Raw genomic sequence first — 18,740 nt, forward strand, 5'->3', positions numbered from 1 at the left:
AGCTTCTGGTACACTCATCCACACAAAATTGACTGAATAGCAGGCAGGACAATGGCAGATCAACCGCAGGAAACCACCGATTTCGGTTTTCGCACCGTCGCTAGAGACGAAAAACAGGCCATGGTGGCGGACGTTTTTCATTCGGTAGCGGCAAAGTATGACGTGATGAACGACCTGATGTCGTTCGGCATCCACCGTATCTGGAAGCGTTTCACCATTGACTGCAGCGGCGTGCGCCGCGGGCAGCGCGTGCTGGATCTGGCCGGCGGTACCGGCGACCTGGCCGCCAAGTTCTCCCGCATGGTCGGCGAGCAGGGGCAGGTGGTGCTGGCGGACATCAACGATTCGATGCTGAAGATGGGGCGCGAGAAACTGCGCGATCGCGGCATCGTCGGCAACATCAATTACGTGCAGGCCAACGCCGAAGCGCTGCCGTTCCCGGACAACTACTTCGATTGCATCACCATCTCCTTCGGCCTGCGCAATGTCACCGACAAAGACAAAGCGCTGCGCTCGATGTTCCGCGTGCTCAAGCCGGGCGGCCGCCTGCTGGTGCTGGAGTTCTCCAAGCCGCTGCTGGCGCCGCTGAGCAAGGCTTACGATGCCTACTCCTTCCACGTGTTGCCGAAGATCGGCGAGCTGGTGGTGAAAGATCCGGACAGCTACCGCTACCTGGCGGAATCGATCCGCATGCACCCCGATCAGGAAACCCTGAAGGGCATGATGGGCAACGCCGGTTTTGAAAACGTCACCTATTTCAACCTGACCGGTGGGATTGTCGCCCTGCATCGCGGCTTCAAGTTCTGAGAGGGAGATGCCGATGCTGTTTACCCCTCTGCTGACCGCTGCGCTGGAAACCTCGCTGAATAACCTGCTGTTTCGCGATCGCAGCATGAAAGCCGCTCGCCAACGCCTGGCGGGCAAGGTGCTGCGCATCGAACTGGAAGAGCTGGCTTCGCCGCTGGTGCTGGTGTTCAGCGAACTGCGCGTGGACGTGCTGGGGCAGTCCGAAGACAGCGCCGATTGCACGGTGCGCAGCCGCATTCCCGTCTTACTGAAGCTGCGCGATCGACAGCAGTTGCCGGTGCTGATGCGCAGCGGCGAATTGACGGTGGAAGGCGATATTCAGGTGGTGCAACAGCTGGTTGGCCTGCTCGATCTGGCGGAGTGGGATCCGGCGGAGTGGCTGGCGCCTTACATCGGCGATATCGCCGCCCAGGGCATTACGCAGGCGCTGGGAAAAGGCGCCTCGCTGCTGAAAGCCGGCTTTATGCGCCGGCAGCAGGACATGGCGGAGACGTTGACGGAAGAGTGGCGCCTGGCGCCGGGGCCGCTGGAAGTGGTGTGGTTCAACGAAGAAGTTGATGCTCTCGCCCGCAGCGCGGAAGCGCTGTTTGCCCGCATGGACAAGTTGGAGGGCAAGCGATGACCCCAGGCGAACTGCGCCGTTTGTATTTTATCGTTCGCGTTTTTCTCAGCTATGGGCTGGACGAACTGATCCCTAAAATGCGTTTGACGCTGCCGCTGCGCTTTGGCCGCCGGCTGCTGTTCTGGATGCCGAATCGGCACAAGGACAAGTCGCTGGGTGAACGTCTGCGGCTGGCGCTGCAGGAGCTGGGGCCGGTATGGATCAAGTTCGGCCAGATGATGTCGACCCGCCGCGATCTGTTTCCGCCGCACATTGCCGATCAGCTGACGTTGCTGCAGGATCGGGTGGCGCCTTTCGACGGCGCGCTGGCGCGTAAACATATCGAGCTGGCGATGGGTGGCCCACTGGAAACCTGGTTCGACGATTTCGACCAGCAGCCGCTGGCCTCTGCCTCGATCGCGCAGGTGCATACCGCGCGGTTGAAAACCACCGGCCAGGAAGTGGTGCTGAAGGTGATCCGGCCGGATATCGGGCCGATCATCAAGGCCGACGTGCGGCTGATGTACCGGTTGGCCGGCTGGGTGCCGAAGCTGTTGCCGGACGGCCGCCGTCTGCGCCCGCGTGAAGTGGTGCGCGAGTACGAGAAAACCCTGCTGGACGAATTGAACCTGCTGCGCGAAGCGGCCAACGCCATTCAGCTGCGCCGCAATTTCGACGGCAGCCCGATGCTGTACGTACCGGAAGTTTATTCCGACTACTGCCGTGAAAGCGTATTGGTGATGGAACGCATCTACGGCATTCCGGTCTCGGACATCGCCACGCTTGAACGGCAGGGCACCAACATGAAACTGTTGGCGGAACGCGGCGTCCAGGTGTTCTTTACCCAGGTATTCCGCGACAGCTTCTTCCATGCGGACATGCATCCCGGTAATATTTTCGTCAGCTACGAACATCCTGAAGATCCTTGCTATATCGGCATCGACTGCGGCATCGTCGGCTCGCTGAACAAGGATGACAAGCGCTATCTGGCGGAAAACTTCATCGCCTTCTTCAACCGCGATTACCGCAAGGTGGCGGAACTGCACGTCGACTCCGGTTGGGTGCCGCGCGACACCAACGTGGAAGACTTCGAATTCGCCATTCGTACCGTGTGCGAGCCGATTTTCGAGAAGCCGCTGGCGGAAATTTCCTTTGGCAACGTGCTGCTCAACCTGTTCAACACTGCGCGCCGCTTCAATATGGAAGTGCAGCCGCAGCTGGTGTTATTGCAGAAGACCTTGCTGTATGTTGAAGGGCTGGGGCGCCAGCTCTACCCGCAGCTGGATCTGTGGACTACCGCCAAGCCGTTCCTCGAGAGCTGGCTGCGCGATCAGGTCGGCATTCCTGCCGTGGTGCGCGCGCTGAAAGAGAAAGCGCCGTTCTGGGCGGAGAAGCTGCCCGAACTGCCCGAGCTGTTTTACGACAGCCTGCAGCAGCATAAACTGTTGCAACAAAGCGTTGATAAGCTGACCAACCAAATGCAGGCTCAGCGGGTTCGTCAGGGGCAGTCACGTTATTTGTTCGGCGTTGGCGCTACACTGTTAGTAAGCGGTACGCTGTTGCTGCTGGGGCAAATCGAGGTGTTTCCCGCCTGGATGATGGCCGCCGGCATCGTATGCTGGGTGATTGGCTGGAAGCGAACCACCTGATTTAATTCGTTACTCTGGTAAAGCCGAGCCTATAATGCGGGCTGGCTTTAAAAGACCCTTTAAAATTAGAGGTAATTGAAATGGGCGGTATTAGTATTACGCAATTGTTGATCATCGCAGTGATCGTGGTGCTGCTGTTCGGCACCAAAAAACTGCGCACGCTGGGCTCCGATCTCGGCGCCTCGATCAAGGGCTTCAAAAAGGCGATCGGCGACGATACGCCGTCGAACCCCAACACGGCTGAAAAAAGCAGCCTGGATGACGCTGACTTCGCGGCCAAGCCTATTACCGATAAGCAGCCGGAAGTGAAACCGGAAGAGTCGAAGAACAAAGAGCAGGTATAAACCGTGTTTGACATTGGGTTTAGTGAGCTGCTGCTGGTGCTGGTGATCGGCCTGATTGTTCTGGGGCCGGAACGGTTGCCGGTCGCGGTCAGAACGGTGTCGGGCTGGATCCGCGCGCTGCGCTCGCTGGCGGCCTCGGTGCAGCACGAACTGTCTCAGGAACTGAAGCTGCAGGAGCTGCAGGACAGCCTGAAAAAAGCCGAACAGGCCGGCCTGCAGAACCTGACGCCGGAACTGAAGGCATCGATGGATGAGCTGAAAGACGCGGCGGAATCATTGAAACGCACCTACCGGGGCGAGACAGAAGAGCTGGCGAACACCATTCATAACCCGCAGATCACCGATCCGGAAGCTTTGCACGACGGCGTGACGCCGGCGGAAGCGGCAACCCGCGTCAGTGCGCCCGCCGCCGTGCCAAAATTGGCAGCGGAGCCTGAGGCCGTTGAGGCTGCATCCCCGGCTGCGCCCGTGGCGGCGCAACCGGCCAAAGCACCGGTGGAAACTGCGCCGGCACCTGTCGAACCTGTTGCGGATAAAACCCCAGCGTCTCACCAACCTAGTGGCGATCGTTAATACATGGCTGTTGAAGATACCCAACCCCTTATCAGTCATCTGATAGAGCTGCGCAAGCGGCTGTTGAACTCGATTATTTGCGTGCTGGCGGTGTTCGTGGTGCTGGTGTTTTTCGCCAACGACATCTACCAGCTGGTTTCTGCACCGCTGCTCAAGCAGCTGCCGGCCGGGGCGAGCATGATCGCCACCGACGTGGCGTCACCGTTCTTTACGCCGATCAAGCTGACCATGATCGTCTCGGTGTTCGTCTCCGCGCCGATGATTCTGTATCAGGTGTGGGCATTCATCGCGCCGGCGCTGTACAAGCATGAACGCCGCCTGATGATGCCGCTGCTGGTGTCCAGCAGCCTGCTGTTCTACCTCGGCATGGCCTTCGCCTACTTCATCGTGTTCCCGCTGGCCTTCGGCTTCTTTGCCAAGACCGCGCCGATGGGGGTGACCATTGCGACCGACATTAAAAACTACCTCGATTTCGTCATGGCGCTGTTTATGGCGTTCGGCGTCGCCTTCGAAGTGCCGGTCGCCATCATTCTGCTGTGCTGGAGTGGTGTCACCTCGCCGGAAGATCTGAAGAAGAAACGGCCGTATGTATTGGTCGGCGCGTTTGTGGTCGGCATGCTGTTGACGCCGCCGGACGTGTTCTCGCAAACCCTGTTGGCAATACCGATGTATCTGCTGTTTGAAGTGGGGGTATTCTTCGCTCGCTTCTATACCGGCAAGCGTCGTCCGCAAGCGGAAGAAGAAGACGAGGGTGACGAACCCCCAGCACCCTGATCCATATTGATTGCTAAGCCGCCCATTGGGCGGCTTTTGCTTTGGAAAAAACCATGTTTGATATCGGCGTTAATCTCACCAGCAGCCAATTCGCCAAAGATCGCCAGGCGGTGGTGGAACGCGCCCGCGCCGCGGGCGTGACGGGGATGTTGATTACCGGCACCGATCTGGCGGAGAGCCGCGAGGCCGCCGAACTGGCGCGGCAACATGCGGGCTACTGTTGGTCTACCGCCGGCGTGCATCCGCACTACGCCAGCGGCTGGGATGAACACACCGCCGAGCAGATTTATGCGTTGGCCGCGCGCCCTGAAGTGGCAGCGATCGGCGAATGCGGCCTGGATTTCAACCGCAATTTCTCGACGCCCGCGCAGCAGGAAGCGGCGTTCACCGCGCAGCTGGCGCTGGCGGCGGAGTTGGCGCTGCCGGTGTTTCTTCATTGCCGCGACGCACACGCACGTTTTGCCGAGCTACTGACGCCGTGGTTGGATAAACTGCCCGCGGCCGTGGTGCACTGCTTCACCGGCACCGCCGAAGAATTAACCCGCTGCCTGTCGCTGGGCCTGTCGATCGGGATTACCGGTTGGGTCTGCGACGAGCGGCGCGGCCTGGAATTGCGCGCCCTGTTGCCGCAGATCCCGGCCGAGCGTCTGCTGCTGGAAACTGACGCCCCTTATCTGTTGCCCCGGGATTTACAGCCTAAACCCGCATCTCGCCGCAACGAACCCTGTTTCCTGCCCCATATCGTGCATCAGGTCGCCGTCTGGCGACAGGAAGAGCCGCAATGGCTGGGGCAAAAAACCGATGAGAACGCCCGCCGGCTATTCCGGCTGGTTTGAGCTAGGAGAAAATTATGAGCTATGCATTTCCGGGCACCTTCCCTGGTCGCCGTATGCGCCGCGTGCGCCGTCATGACTTCAGCCGCCGCCTGGTGGCCGAGAACCAACTGACGGTCAACGACCTGATTTATCCGGTGTTTGTCATGGAAGGCAGCAACCGTCAGGAAGAAGTGGCCTCGATGCCGGGCGTATCGCGCATGACGATCGATCTGCTGGTCAAGGAAGCGGAAACCATCGCCAAACTCGGCGTGCCGGTGATCTCCCTGTTCCCGGTGATTGAGCCAGGTCTGAAATCGCTGCATGCGGAAGAAGCCTATAACCCGGAAGGGCTGGTGCAGCGCACGGTGCGCGCGCTGAAAGACGCGGTGCCTGAGCTGGGCATTCTGACTGACGTAGCGCTCGATCCCTACACCACGCACGGGCAGGATGGGGTAATCGATGAGCAGGGTTATGTGATTAACGACGTGACCAAAGACATCCTGGTGCGTCAGGCGCTTTCCCATGCCGAAGCGGGCGCGGAAATCGTGGCGCCGAGCGACATGATGGACGGCCGCATCGGGGCGATCCGCGATCGTCTGGAATTGCAGGGTCTGGTGAATACCCAGATTATGGCCTACTCCGCCAAGTATGCTTCCTGTTACTACGGCCCGTTCCGCGATGCGCTGGGTTCCAGCGGCAATCTGAAGGGTGGCAACAAGAAGACCTATCAGATGGATCCGGCCAACAGCGATGAAGCGCTGCAGGAGATTGCACAGGATCTGCAGGAAGGCGCGGATATGGTGATGGTGAAACCGGGCATGCCGTACCTCGACGTTGTGCGCCGCGTGAAGGATACCTTCGGCGTGCCAACCTTCGCTTATCAGGTGTCCGGCGAGTACGCCATGCATATGGCGGCGATTCAGAACGGCTGGCTGCAGGAGCAGCCTGCGGTGATGGAGTCGTTGATGTGTTTCAAACGCGCCGGCGCCGACGGCGTGCTGACCTACTTCGCCAAGCGTGTCGCCCAGTGGTTGCACGACGATGCGATGCGTCGCTAAGCGTGAAATGAGCCAACAAAAAGGCGCCTGAGGGCGCCTTTTGCATTACATCTTCTGGAACTGTCGGTTGTCGATGCTTTGGCTGACCTGTTTGTTGATCAGGTTCAGCAACAACATGGAGCGCGCCTCGCCGTCCGGCTCGGTGTAGATCGCCTGCAGCCCTTCGAACACGCCGTCGACGATCAGGACGGTATCCCCCGGCTGCGGGGTTTCCGGATCGACATAGGTTTCGCTGGCGTGCGTGCGCAGCTCATCGATCACCTTGTTCGGGATGACGCTCGGCAGCGCGCCGAAGCGCACGAAGTGGCTGACGCCGCGGGTGGCGCTGATGGTGGTGGTGTGAATGCGCTCTGGGTCGAACTCCACAAACAGATAGTTGGGAAACAGGGGTTCGCTGACCGCGATACGCTTGCCGCGCACGATCTTTTCCAGCGTGATGATCGGGCTGAGGCAGTTTACCTGCTGCCGTTCCAGATGTTCCTGCGCCCGCAACAGCTGACCGCGTTTGCAATAAAGTAGATACCAGGATTCCATAATTTCACATGCCTTTCTGCCAGCCGGTAAGCATATCAAAAGCGCTTCCGGATACATAGTGATGCAAGTTTCAGCGTGTAACATCACCTATCTCTATGAATATGCGGCTATTAGCGAGGGGTCACACACTTATCGATACGGCGCTGGTATAACAGAGGGCTAAAAATTTGTTACCGTTACAGTATGGCAAGGCGTTGCGCCACCGGCTGTGACGCTATTCGTCGTTTTTGACCGAGGGAGAAAGAAATGGAGCTGTTTCTGTTGAGCAACGGCAAGCTGTCTGGCGAAGCCGAGCTGCTGGGGTACGCCAAAAGCCAACTGCTGGCGATGATTGCGCGTCGCGGCATCAAATCCGCCGTCTTTATCCCTTATGCGCTGATCCGTTATGACTACGACCAGCGTGCGCAGGAGCTGGCGCAAACGCTGGGCATTGAAGTCATCAGCATCCATCACGCGGCTTCGCCGGCGGCGGCGATCGCGCAGGCGGAGTGCATTTTGGTCAGCGGCGGCAATACCTGGTTGCTGAACCAAATGCTGCACGAGCAAGGCCTGATCGTGCCCATCCAGCGCGCGGTGCGCGAGCGTGAAGTGCCTTACGTCGGCTGGAGCGCCGGTTGCAACGTGGCCACGCCGAGCATTCGCACCACCAATGATATGCCGGTGCGCTGCAGCGTGGTGCTGCCGGCGCTGGGGCTATTCCCGGTGCAAATCAACCCGCATTACATCGACGCGCATATCAGCGGCCACATGGGCGAAACCCGTGACGAGCGCCTGGCGGAGTTCTGCGCGATCAACCCAAGTGAATCGGTGGTGGCGCTGCGTGAAGGCAGCCTGCTGCACGTTGAAGGCAATGCGCTGCGTTACTTCAGCGCCAACGGGCAGGGCTTCAAGGTGTTCCGCCACGGCGAGGAGACGCGCGAATATCAGGATACGCGTGCGCTGGCTGCGCTGGTGCCGTTCAACTGCGGCTGAGGGCCACCCGATGGCGGGCGGCGTTAACAAAATTGCAGCAACAACCGTGAAGAGGGCTTATAATGCCCTCCCCACTGGCCGTTATAATGATCAGCATGAAATACCGTGACTTACGCGATTTCCTCTCGTTGCTGGAGAAGAGAGGGGAACTAAAACGCATCAGCCAGCCGATCGATCCTTACCTGGAAATGACGGAGATTGCCGATCGCACCCTGCGGGCAGGCGGCCCGGCATTGCTGTTTGAAAACCCGAAAGGCTACGACATGCCGGTGCTGTGCAACCTGTTCGGCACTGCCAATCGCGTGGCGATGGGCATGGGGCAGGAAGACATCAGCGCGCTGCGCGAAGTCGGCAAACTGCTGGCGTTCCTCAAAGAGCCGGAGCCGCCGAAAGGATTCCGCGATCTGTTCGACAAAATGCCGAAGTTCAAGCAGGTGCTGAACATGCCGACCAAGGTGCTGGGGTCTGCACCTTGTCAGGAGCAGGTATGGCAGGGCGAGGACGTCGATCTGGGCCGTATTCCGGTGATGCACTGCTGGCCGGAAGACGCCGCGCCGCTGATCACCTGGGGGCTGACGGTGACCCGCGGCCCGCATAAGGAACGGCAAAATCTCGGCATCTATCGCCAGCAGGTGCTGGGCAAGAATAAAGTGATCATGCGCTGGCTGTCGCATCGCGGCGGCGCGCTGGATTATCAGGAGTGGTGCCAGGCGCACCCCGGCGAGCGTTTCCCGGTTGCGGTGGCGCTGGGCGCCGATCCCGCCACTATCCTCGGCGCGGTGACGCCGGTGCCGGATACCCTGTCTGAATACGCTTTTGCCGGGCTGCTGCGCGGCAATAAAACCGAAGTGGTCAAGTGCCTTTCCAACGATCTGGAAGTGCCCGCCAGCGCCGAAATCGTGCTGGAAGGCTATATCGAGCCGGGTGAAATGGCGCCGGAAGGCCCGTACGGCGACCACACCGGTTACTACAATGAAATCGACCAGTTCCCGGTGTTCACCGTCACCCACATCACCCAGCGCCGCAACGCGATCTACCACTCGACTTACACCGGCCGCCCGCCGGATGAGCCGGCGATCCTGGGCGTGGCATTGAATGAAGTGTTCGTGCCGATTCTGCAAAAGCAGTTCCCGGAAATCGTCGATTTCTATCTGCCGCCGGAAGGGTGCTCGTACCGCCTGGCGGTAGTGACCATGAAGAAACAGTACGCCGGCCACGCTAAACGCGTGATGATGGGCGTCTGGTCGTTCCTGCGGCAGTTTATGTACACCAAATTTGTTATCGTCTGCGATGACGACGTCAATGCGCGCGACTGGAACGACGTAATTTGGGCGATCACCACACGAATGGATCCGGCAAGGGATACCGTTCTGGTGGAGAATACGCCGATCGACTATCTGGACTTCGCCTCACCGGTTTCCGGCCTGGGTTCGAAGATGGGGCTGGACGCCACCAATAAATGGCCGGGTGAAACCGATCGCGAATGGGGCCGTCCGATTCAGATGGATGAAAAGGTACGTGCGCGCGTCGACGAAATCTGGGATGAGCTCGCAATCTTCAGTGACAGGGAACCGACGCTGTAGCGTCAGGCCCTGTTCTCAGCTTTGCATTGATGACCCGACAGAGGGAACGCATGACAATATTGAGCTGTAAAGTGACCTCGGTAGAGGCCATTACCGATACGGTTTATCGGGTACGTCTGGTGCCCGAGCAGCCGTTTTCTTTCAAGGCAGGGCAATATCTGATGGTGGTGATGGACGAGCGCGACAAGCGCCCGTTCTCGCTGGCATCAACCCCGACGCAGCAAGATTACATCGAGCTGCACATCGGCGCTTCGGAGCTGAATCTGTACGCCATGGCGGTGATGGATCGCATCCTGAAAGAGCAGGCGATCACCGTCGACGTGCCGCACGGCGACGCCTGGCTGCGGGAAGAGGGCAGCCGTCCGCTGGTGCTGATTGCCGGCGGCACCGGTTTCTCTTATGCGCGTTCAATCCTGTTGACCGCGTTGGAGCAGCAGCCCGATCGCGATATTTCTATCTACTGGGGCGGGCGTGAGCTGAAGCACCTGTACGATCTGAGCGAGCTGGAAGCGCTGTCGTTGCAGCATCCGAATCTGAAGGTGATCCCGGTGGTCGAGCAGCCGGAAGCCGAATGGCGCGGCCGCAGCGGCACCGTGCTCAGTGCGGTGCTGCAGGATTTCGGCACGCTGGCGGAGCACGACATCTATATCGCCGGGCGTTTCGAGATGGCGAAAATCGCCCGTGAGCGTTTCTGCGCCGAGCGCGGCGCGCTGGAAGCGCATATGTTCGGCGACGCGTTTTCGTTTATCTGACCGATGCGATGCGCAGTGAACGGGGTGGCCGAGGGTCGCCCCGTTATTATTTGGGCGCTGGCAAACGTCAGGCATAAAAAACCCGCCCCTGACAGGCGGGAAGAACGGCAACTAAACTTGGCGGGATGCCGCGATTTGAAGTGGTGACGCGGTCATCCCAAGATAGTCACAGCTAAACGCGTTCAAAGACGGTGGCGATGCCCTGGCCCAGGCCGATGCACATGGTCGCCAGGCCGAACTGCGCGTCGCGACGTTCCATGTTGTTCAACAGGGTGGTCGAGATGCGGGAGCCTGAACACCCCAGCGGGTGGCCGAGCGCGATGGCGCCGCCGTTCAGGTTGATCTTGTCGTCGATGCTGTCCATCAGCCCCAGATCCTTGATGCACGGCAGCGACTGGGCGGCGAACGCTTCGTTCAGCTCGAACAGATCGATGTCCTGCACGCTCAGACCGGCGCGTTTCAGCGCCAGCTTGCTGGCCGGCACCGGGCCGTAACCCATGATGGAAGGATCGCAGCCGACGACCGCCATCGAGCGGATGCGGGCGCGGGCCTTCAAACCGAGCGCTTTGGCGCGCGATTCGCTCATCAGCAGCATGGCGGAAGCGCCGTCCGACAGGGCGGAAGAACTGCCGGCGGTGACGGTGCCGTTGACCGGATCGAACGCCGGACGCAGGGCCGACAGGCTTTCGACGGTGGTTTCCGGGCGAATGACTTCATCGAAATCGTAACGGGTCAGCACGCCGTCGGCATCATGGCCGTTGGTCGGTATGATCTCGTTTTTAAAGTAACCGGCCAGCGTCGCCGCATGCGCGCGCTGGTGGGAGCGGGCGGCAAACTCATCCTGCATCTGGCGGCTGATGTTGTGCATCTTGGCCAGCATTTCGGCGGTCAGCCCCATCATCCCAGCGGCTTTGGCCACGCTGCGGCTCAGCCCCGGATGGAAATCCACGCCGTGGTTCATCGGCACATGGCCCATGTGTTCCACGCCGCCGATCAGGCTGACGTGCGCGTCGCCGACCATGATGGCGCGCGCCGCGTCGTGCAGCGCCTGCATCGAAGAGCCGCACAGGCGGTTGACGGTCACCGCCGGCACGCGGTGCGGGATCTCGGCCAGCAGCGCGGCGTTGCGGGCGATGTTGAAGCCTTGTTCCAGCGTCTGCTGTACGCAGCCCCAGTAAATGTCATCGATCTCGGCGGCGTCCAGCGCCGGGTTGCGGCTCAGCACTTCACGCATCAGGTGAGCGGAGAGATCTTCGGCGCGCACCTGGCGGAAGGCGCCGCCCTTGGAACGGCCCATCGGCGTGCGTACGGCATCAACAATAACTACGTTTTCCATCTTTATGACCTCATGCCGGTTGGCGGGTAGCGACGTCGGACAGCGGTGTCGCCACCGGGTAGTAGCTTTCATTGCGTTCGGCCTTGGCGCGCAGACCGGCCGGCACCTGATACAGGGCGCCGAGGTGTGCGTAACGCTGGGCCAGCTCAACGTAGTTGGCGGTGCCGAGCGTATCCAGGTAGCGGAACGCGCCGCCGTGGAACGGAGGGAAGCCAATGCCGTAGACCAACGCCATATCGGCTTCCGCCGGGCTGGCGACGATCTTCTCTTCCAGGCAGCGAACCACTTCGTTGATCATCGGGATCATCATGCGCGCAATGATTTCTTCGTCGCTGATGGTCTGGCGCGATTGACTCACTTCGGCCAGCAGCGCATCGGTCTGCTCGTCGTTGTCCTTGCGCGGCTTGCCTTTGCTGTCCTGGCTATAGCGGTAGAAGCCCAGCTGATTTTTTTGACCGAAGCGCTGGTTGTCGAACATCACGTCAATGGCGTCGCGGTAGTCTTTGCTCATGCGATCCGGGAAGCCGGCGGCCATTACCGCCTGCGCGTGGTGCGCGGTGTCGATGCCCACGACGTCGAGCAGGTAGGCCGGGCCCATCGGCCAGCCGAACTGTTTTTCCATCACTTTATCGATCTGACGGAAGTCGGCGCCATCGCGCAGCAGCAGGCTGAAGCCGGCGAAATACGGGAACAGCACGCGGTTGACGAAGAAGCCCGGGCAGTCGTTCACCACGATCGGCGTTTTGCCCATGCGGCTGGCGTAGGCCACCACTTTGGCGATGGTGTCATCGCTGGTTTGTTCGCCGCGGATGATTTCGACCAGCGGCATGCGGTGTACCGGGTTAAAGAAGTGCATGCCGCAGAAGTTTTGCGGGCGCTTCAGCGATTTTGCCAGGTGATTAATCGGAATGGTCGAGGTGTTCGACGCCAGCACGGTGTCCTCACCGATCAGGGTTTCCACTTCCGACAGCACGGCGGCTTTGACTTTCGGGTTCTCGACGACCGCTTCGACGATCACCTGCGCGCGTTCGATACCAGCGTAGTCCAGCGTCGGCTGAATGGTCGACAGCACCTGTGCCATTTTCAGGCCATCCAGCTTGCCGCGTTCCAGTTGCTTATTGAGCAGCTTGGCCGCTTCGCTCATGCCCAGCGTCAGCGACTTGTCGCTGATGTCTTTCATGATCACCGGCACGCCTTTCAGCGCCGATTGGTAAGCGATGCCGCCGCCCATGATGCCGGCGCCCAGCACCGCCGCCTGTTTCGGCGCATCCACATTCTTGGCCAGCTTTTTCGCCTGGCCCTTCACGAACTGATCGTTGAGGAAGATGCCGACCAGCGCGCGCGCTTCGTTGGAACGCGCCAACGGCACGAAGCTGGCGGTTTCCAGTTTCAGCGCTTCATCGCGGCCCAGCTTGGCGGCGGCTTCAATGGTCTTCACCGCGGTCATCGGCGCCGGGTAATGTTTACCGGCGGTCTGCAGCACCATGCCTTTGGCGGTGGTGAAGCTCATCGCCGCTTCAATCGGGCTGAGTTTCAGCGGCTCCAGCTTAGGTTGACGCGCGGCGCGCCAGTCCAGCTTGCCGTCGATCGCCTGTTGCAGCATTTTCAGCGCCGCTTCGGCCAGTTTTTCCGGTGCCACCACCGCATCCACCAGGCCGACTTTCAGCGCCTCTTTGGCGCTGACGTCTTTGCCGGCGGCGATGATTTCCAGCGCGCTGTCGTTACCCAGCAGGCGCGGCAGGCGGACGGAACCGCCGAAGCCCGGCATGATGCCCAATTTGGTTTCCGGCAGGCCAATGCGCGCGTCCGGTGAGGCGACGCGGAAATCGGTCGCCAGAATGCATTCGCAACCGCCGCCGAGCGCATAGCCGTTAATGGCCGAAATGGTCGGCACCGGCAAATCTTCCAGCCGGTTAAAGACGTTGTTGGCGAACACCAGCCACTCTTGCAGCTTTTCAGCCGGTGCGGCGAACAGAGAAAGGAATTCGGTGATATCGGCGCCGACGATAAACGCGGCTTTGGAGGAACGCAGCAGCAGCCCTTTCAGCTCAGGCTGGTTTTCCAGCACGGTGAGCGCTTCGCCCAGGCTGGCGACGGTGCGGGTGTCCAGCTTGTTGACCGAGCCCGGTGCGTTGAACACCAGCTCGGCGATGCCGTTATCGAGCCAGTGCAGTTGTAATGTTTCGCCTTGGTAGAGCATGTCTATCTCCTGAATCAGCGTATGATCTGGTATGACCAGATGATGAGGAGTGTGGTTTTTATGTTAAAAATATGCAAATGAGAGATTGCATATTTGCTGGTCGGATCACATCTCACCAAGTTAGCGTTTTGATTTAAAACGAAGTTATATTTTATGTGCTATCGGCATTTGCTGGCGGTTGTCGGTCTTCATACACTTGCCAGCGGCGATTTATCATTCAGGCGAGGTTAGGCATGAATAAGGCGGCTGGCGTCATGGCGACGACGATGCGGGGCTGACGATGGCACTCGGCTGGCTAAGGTGAAACTGCGGATGTAACGGCATTTGCCGGGAATTGCGAGCTGCTCCGCATGCCCAACGCGATGAGGTTGGTGCGCCGGAGCGCTGTGTTAAGATGATTTCTTTCGTGCTAAGGCATAAGGGTAATGTGATGGAAACGCTGGCTTCTTTGTATAACGACCACCTGGCAGAGCTGCAAAAACGCGCGCGCGAAGTGCTGGAGCGCAACAAGTTGGATGCGCTGCTGATTCACTCCGGTGAACTGCAAAAGGTATTCTTGGACGACCATAGCTATCCGTTCAAAGTGAACGCGCATTTCAAAGCCTGGGTGCCGGTGACGTCGGTACCGAACTGCTGGTTGTGGATTGATGGCGTCAACAAGCCGAAGCTGTGGTTCTACTCCCCGGTTGACTACTGGCACAGTGTAGAGCCGCTGCCGGACAGTTTCTGGACCAAATCCCTTGAATTGATGCCGCTGGCCAACGCCGACGCTATCGCCCAGCAGCTTCCGCCGCAGCGCGAGCGCGTGGGCTATATCGGTTATGCGCAACAGCGCGCCCGCGATCTCGGCATCCCTTCGGAAAATATCAACCCGAAAGCGGTGTTGAACTACCTGGATTTCCACCGTTCGATCAAAACCGGCTACGAGCTGGCCTGCATGCGCGAAGCGCAGAAGACGGCGGTAACCGGCCATCGTGCGGCGCATGAAGCCTTCCTCTCCGGCATGAGCGAATTCGACATCAATCTGGCCTACCTCACGGCGACAGGCCACCGCGATACCGACGTGCCTTACGACAACATCGTGGCGCTGAACGAACACGCTTCGGTACTGCACTACACCAAGCTGGATCATCAGCCGCCGGCCGAATCCCTGAGTTTCCTGATCGACGCCGGCGCGGAATACAACGGCTACGCCGCCGATCTGACCCGCACCTACGCAGCGCAAAGCGGCAGCGAATTCGCCCATCTGGTGAAAGATCTCAACGGTGAACAGCTGGCGCTGATCGACACCATCAAAACCGGCATGCGCTATACCGACTACCATGTGCAGATGCACCAGCGCATCGCCAAGCTGCTCAAGAATCACAAGCTGGTGAACGGCCTCAGCGAAGAGGCGATGGTTGAAACGGGTATCACCACGCCGTTCCTGCCGCACGGGCTGGGCCACCCGCTGGGCCTGCAGGTGCACGACGCCGCCGGCTTTATGCAGGACGAGCAAGGCACCCATCTGGCGGCGCCGGCCAAGTATCCGTTCCTGCGTTGCACCCGCGTGTTGCAGCCGGGCATGGTATTGACCATCGAGCCGGGTCTGTACTTCATCGAGTCTCTGTTGGCGCCGTGGCGCAGCGGTGAGTTCAAGCAGCACTTCGCCTGGGATCGCATCGATGCGCTGAAGCCGTATGGCGGCATCCGCATCGAAGACAACATCGTGATCCACGAAAAGCGCATCGAGAACATGACGCGCGATCTGAACCTGGCCTGATGCGGCCGTATCCGATACCGGCGGAAGCAACCTGCTTTACCGAAGAAATAAAGAAGAGCCGTTTTATCACCCTGCTGGCGCCGACCAGCGGGGTAGAAGCGGCAAAGACGTTTATTCAGCAGGTGCGGGATGAACACCCGGCGGCACGGCACCATTGTTGGGCCTTCGTCGCCGGCAGCCCCGATGACTCGCAGCAGTTGGGATTCTCCGACGACGGAGAGCCGTCGGGTACCGCCGGCAAACCGATCCTCGCGCAGCTCATGGGCAGCGGCATCGGGGAAGTGACCGCCGTGGTCGTTCGTTACTACGGCGGTGTCAAGCTGGGCACCGGCGGATTGGTGAAAGCCTATGGCAACGGTGTTCAACAGGCGTTGAAGCAGCTGGCGTTGGCTCAAAAGGTGCCGGAAGCCGAATATATCTTGCAGTGCGACTATGCGCAGTTGGCGTTGGTGGAGAACTTGCTGCAGCAAACCGCAGGTCGGATCCTGCAGGGGGAATACGGCGCCGCCGTCGTGCTGCATCTGGCGTTGCCGGCCACGGAGGTCGAGCTGTTTGGGCATAAATTGCGTGATCTCAGTCGCGGTAATTTGCAATTAACCCCCATTTCGCAATAATTCCTCCCAATTGAATTGCTAAGGATCGTGCTGAAATGCATTTTCGCGCCATAACCCGTATCGTTGGTCTGCTGGTCATCCTGTTCTCCGGGACGATGTTTATTCCCGGCCTGGTGGCATTGATTTACCGCGATGGGGCGGGGCGCGCGTTCAGCCAAACCTTCTTCGTGGCGCTGACCATCGGCCTGATGCTGTGGTGGCCGAACCGCAAACAGAAACACGAACTGAAACCCCGCGAAGGCTTTCTGATCGTCGTGCTGTTCTGGACCGTGCTGGGCAGCGTGGGGGCATTGCCGTTCCTGTTTTCTGAACGGCCCAACTTGTCGCTGACCGACGCCTTCTTTGAATCCTTCTCGGGGCTGACGACCACCGGTGCGACGACGCTGGTGGGACTGGATTCGCTGCCGAAGGCCATTCTGTTCTATCGCCAAATGCTGCAATGGATGGGCGGCATGGGGATCATCGTGTTGGCGGTGGCGATACTGCCGATACTCGGCGTCGGCGGCATGCAGCTGTATCGGGCGGAAATGCCTGGGCCGCTGAAAGATAACAAGATGCGCCCGCGCATCGCCGAAACAGCCAAAACCCTGTGGCTAATCTATGTGTTGCTGACCGTAGCCTGTGCGCTGGCGCTCTGGGGAGCAGGAATGTCGGTGTTCGATGCCATCGGCCACAGTTTCTCGACCATCGCCATCGGCGGCTTTTCTACCCACGACGCCAGTATCGGTTATTACGCCAGTCCGACCATCAACACCATCATCGCCGTGTTCCTGCTGATTTCCGGCTGTAACTACGGCCTGCACTTCGCTTTGCTCAGCGGCCGCAGTCTGAAGGTATACGGGCGCGATCCTGAATTCCGCATGTTCATCTTCGTCCAGCTGACGCTGGTGGTGGTGTGCACGTTGGTGCTCTGGGGACATGGCGTCTATAAGAGCGGTATGGAAACGCTCAATCAGGCGTTCTTCCAGGTGGTATCGATGGCGACTACGGCCGGTTTTACGACCGACAGCATCGCCAAGTGGCCGCTGTTCCTGCCGATGCTGTTGTTGTGTTCGGCATTCATCGGCGGCTGCGCCGGCTCGACCGGCGGCGGCCTGAAGGTGATCCGTATTCTGCTGTTGTACCTGCAGGGCTCGCGCGAGTTGAAAAGGCTGGTGCACCCTAACGCGGTCTATACCATCAAATTGGGCAACCGCGCGCTGCCGGAACGCATTCTGGAGGCGGTGTGGGGATTTTTCTCCGCCTATGCGCTGGTGTTTATCGTCAGCATGCTGGCGATCATTGCTACCGGCGTTGATGATTTCTCCGCGTTTGCCGCAGTGACGGCAACGCTGAATAACCTCGGCCCCGGCCTGGGCGTAGTGGCGGATAACTTCACCACGATGCCGGCGGCGGCCAAGTGGATCCTGGTGGTGACGATGCTGTTCGGGCGCCTGGAAGTGTTTACATTGCTGGTGCTGTTCACGCCAACCTTCTGGCGTGAGTGAGCCTGATATAAGGAGTACGCCATGAAGGCATTGATACTTTATTCGAGCCGTGACGGGCAAACACGTGCTATCGCTTCTTATATAGCAAGCAAATTGCAGGATACGCTGCGCTGTGAGGTGATCGATCTGCTGCAGGCGGAACAGGTCGACCTTAATCAGTATCAGCTGGTGATGATCGGTGCTTCTATCCGTTACGGGCACTTTAACCCGGCGCTGGATAAATTCGTCAAACGTCATGCCGAGCAGTTGAATCGAATGCCGAGCGCGTTCTTTGCCGTGAACCTGACGGCGCGCAAACCGGAAAAGCGCTCGCCGCAAACCAATGCTTATACCCGCAAGTTCCTGCTGGCCTCACCGTGGCAGCCAAAACAGTGCGCGGTGTTTGCCGGCGCATTGCGTTATCCGCGCTATCGCTGGTTCGACCGCATCATGATTCAATTTATTATGCGTATGACGGGTGGTGAAACGGATACCAGTAAGGAAGTGGAGTACACCGATTGGCAGCAGGTCGATCGTTTCGCCCAGGAATTTAGCCAGATCCCGTACGAAAAGTGACAAAAGCGCGGGTTTGGCTAGCGTTTTGCCGAAAAAATCCGCGCTTGAAAAGTTTTTTGCATTTAGGGGTTGCGGCCTGCCGAGAACTCCCTATAATGCGCCTCCACTGACCGGGAACAACGACTGACAAGCCGCCGGGTCAGCGAGAAGATAGCGAAATAAACGCTTGACTCTCCGGGCTAAAAGCGTAATATACTCAGCCCGCGCCGATGAGTTTCTCGGCACTGCTCTTTAACAATTTATCAGACAATCTGTGTGGGCACTCCACAAGACGATATCCAGCATCTTCGGATGCAAAAAAATATCAAGTCTTGAAGAGTGACT

18 protein-coding genes are annotated in these 18,740 nt (G+C 59.4%); 15 read left to right on the forward strand and 3 right to left on the reverse strand.

The features are described from left to right. Positions 1-51 precede the first annotated feature (51 nt). The 8 genes from ubiE to hemB all read left to right on the forward strand — a co-directional run bounded on the left by ubiE (position 52) and on the right by hemB (position 6,621). Complete coding sequence (ubiE, locus tag ACK3CV_RS01535) at positions 52-807, forward strand: bifunctional demethylmenaquinone methyltransferase/2-methoxy-6-polyprenyl-1,4-benzoquinol methylase UbiE (protein ID WP_025304918.1); 756 nt, start codon at positions 52-54, stop codon at positions 805-807. 13 nt (positions 808-820) lie between these two features. After that, positions 821-1,429 (forward strand): ubiquinone biosynthesis protein UbiJ, encoded by a 609-nt coding sequence (ubiJ, locus tag ACK3CV_RS01540; RefSeq protein ID WP_033636702.1) that lies wholly within the window; start codon positions 821-823, stop codon positions 1,427-1,429. Next, positions 1,426-3,057: a ubiquinone biosynthesis regulatory protein kinase UbiB gene (gene ubiB, locus ACK3CV_RS01545; RefSeq protein WP_033636703.1), complete on the forward strand. Its 1,632-nt coding sequence runs from the start codon at positions 1,426-1,428 to the stop codon at positions 3,055-3,057. Before ubiJ ends, ubiB begins: the two co-directional genes overlap by 4 nt. Positions 3,058-3,137: 80 nt before the next feature. Further along, positions 3,138-3,401: a Sec-independent protein translocase subunit TatA gene (gene tatA, locus ACK3CV_RS01550; RefSeq protein ID WP_033636704.1), complete on the forward strand. Its 264-nt coding sequence runs from the start codon at positions 3,138-3,140 to the stop codon at positions 3,399-3,401. 3 nt (positions 3,402-3,404) lie between these two features. Beyond that, positions 3,405-3,974 (forward strand): Sec-independent protein translocase protein TatB, encoded by a 570-nt coding sequence (tatB, locus tag ACK3CV_RS01555; RefSeq protein ID WP_164142009.1) that lies wholly within the window; start codon positions 3,405-3,407, stop codon positions 3,972-3,974. Positions 3,975-3,977: 3 nt separating this feature from the next. Further along, a complete protein-coding gene (gene tatC / locus ACK3CV_RS01560; protein ID WP_004934456.1) occupies positions 3,978-4,748 on the forward strand; it encodes a Sec-independent protein translocase subunit TatC in 771 nt (256 codons plus the stop codon). A gap of 53 nt (positions 4,749-4,801) precedes the next feature. Further along, positions 4,802-5,584 (forward strand): 3'-5' ssDNA/RNA exonuclease TatD, encoded by a 783-nt coding sequence (gene tatD / locus ACK3CV_RS01565; RefSeq protein WP_033636706.1) that lies wholly within the window; start codon positions 4,802-4,804, stop codon positions 5,582-5,584. A 14-nt stretch (positions 5,585-5,598) separates the two neighbouring features. Beyond that, on the forward strand, positions 5,599-6,621 hold the full coding sequence (gene hemB, locus ACK3CV_RS01570; protein WP_033636707.1) for a porphobilinogen synthase: 1,023 nt from the start codon (positions 5,599-5,601) through the stop codon (positions 6,619-6,621). Between the two features lie 45 nt (positions 6,622-6,666). Here the strand turns inward: hemB and rfaH are convergent, their stop codons facing one another. Continuing rightward, complete coding sequence (rfaH, locus tag ACK3CV_RS01575) at positions 6,667-7,155, reverse strand: transcription/translation regulatory transformer protein RfaH (protein ID WP_039568044.1); 489 nt, start codon at positions 7,153-7,155, stop codon at positions 6,667-6,669. 246 nt (positions 7,156-7,401) lie between these two features. On the opposite strand from rfaH, the gene pepE reads away from it, so the two are divergent. The 3 genes from pepE (at position 7,402) to fre (ending at position 10,462) form a co-directional block, all read left to right on the forward strand. Further along, positions 7,402-8,127, forward strand: coding sequence for a dipeptidase PepE (pepE, locus tag ACK3CV_RS01580; RefSeq protein WP_164142007.1), 726 nt, complete (start codon positions 7,402-7,404; stop codon positions 8,125-8,127). Positions 8,128-8,213: 86 nt separating this feature from the next. Beyond that, positions 8,214-9,710, forward strand: coding sequence for a 4-hydroxy-3-polyprenylbenzoate decarboxylase (gene ubiD, locus ACK3CV_RS01585; RefSeq protein WP_025304926.1), 1,497 nt, complete (start codon positions 8,214-8,216; stop codon positions 9,708-9,710). Between the two features lie 50 nt (positions 9,711-9,760). Further along, positions 9,761-10,462, forward strand: coding sequence for an NAD(P)H-flavin reductase (gene fre, locus ACK3CV_RS01590; protein ID WP_004934474.1), 702 nt, complete (start codon positions 9,761-9,763; stop codon positions 10,460-10,462). A gap of 172 nt (positions 10,463-10,634) precedes the next feature. On the opposite strand, the gene fadA is transcribed toward fre, so the two are convergent. Together fadA and fadB are read right to left on the reverse strand one after the other, a co-directional pair. Next, the gene (gene fadA, locus ACK3CV_RS01595) at positions 10,635-11,798 is read right to left on the reverse strand and encodes an acetyl-CoA C-acyltransferase FadA (protein ID WP_025304928.1); all 1,164 of its coding nucleotides are present in this window, start codon (positions 11,796-11,798) and stop codon (positions 10,635-10,637) included. Positions 11,799-11,808: 10 nt separating this feature from the next. Next, positions 11,809-13,998 (reverse strand): fatty acid oxidation complex subunit alpha FadB, encoded by a 2,190-nt coding sequence (fadB, locus tag ACK3CV_RS01600; protein WP_164040175.1) that lies wholly within the window; start codon positions 13,996-13,998, stop codon positions 11,809-11,811. 430 nt (positions 13,999-14,428) lie between these two features. Between fadB and pepQ the strand changes: the two genes are divergently transcribed. The 4 genes from pepQ to hemG are packed head-to-tail and all read left to right on the forward strand — an operon-like array spanning position 14,429 to position 18,416. Then, complete coding sequence (pepQ, locus tag ACK3CV_RS01605) at positions 14,429-15,760, forward strand: Xaa-Pro dipeptidase (protein ID WP_033636712.1); 1,332 nt, start codon at positions 14,429-14,431, stop codon at positions 15,758-15,760. Further along, positions 15,760-16,374 carry an IMPACT family protein gene (locus tag ACK3CV_RS01610; RefSeq protein ID WP_164040176.1) on the forward strand — a complete coding sequence of 205 codons (615 nt, stop codon included), beginning with the start codon at positions 15,760-15,762 and terminating at the stop codon, positions 16,372-16,374. The genes pepQ and ACK3CV_RS01610 overlap by 1 nt, the downstream gene beginning before the upstream one ends. Positions 16,375-16,409: 35 nt before the next feature. After that, positions 16,410-17,861, forward strand: coding sequence for a Trk system potassium transporter TrkH (gene trkH / locus ACK3CV_RS01615; protein ID WP_004934492.1), 1,452 nt, complete (start codon positions 16,410-16,412; stop codon positions 17,859-17,861). Between the two features lie 21 nt (positions 17,862-17,882). After that, complete coding sequence (gene hemG / locus ACK3CV_RS01620) at positions 17,883-18,416, forward strand: menaquinone-dependent protoporphyrinogen IX dehydrogenase (RefSeq protein WP_033636714.1); 534 nt, start codon at positions 17,883-17,885, stop codon at positions 18,414-18,416. Positions 18,417-18,740: the final 324 nt, after the last annotated feature.

The organism is Serratia sp. TSO36 (assembly GCF_057808395.1).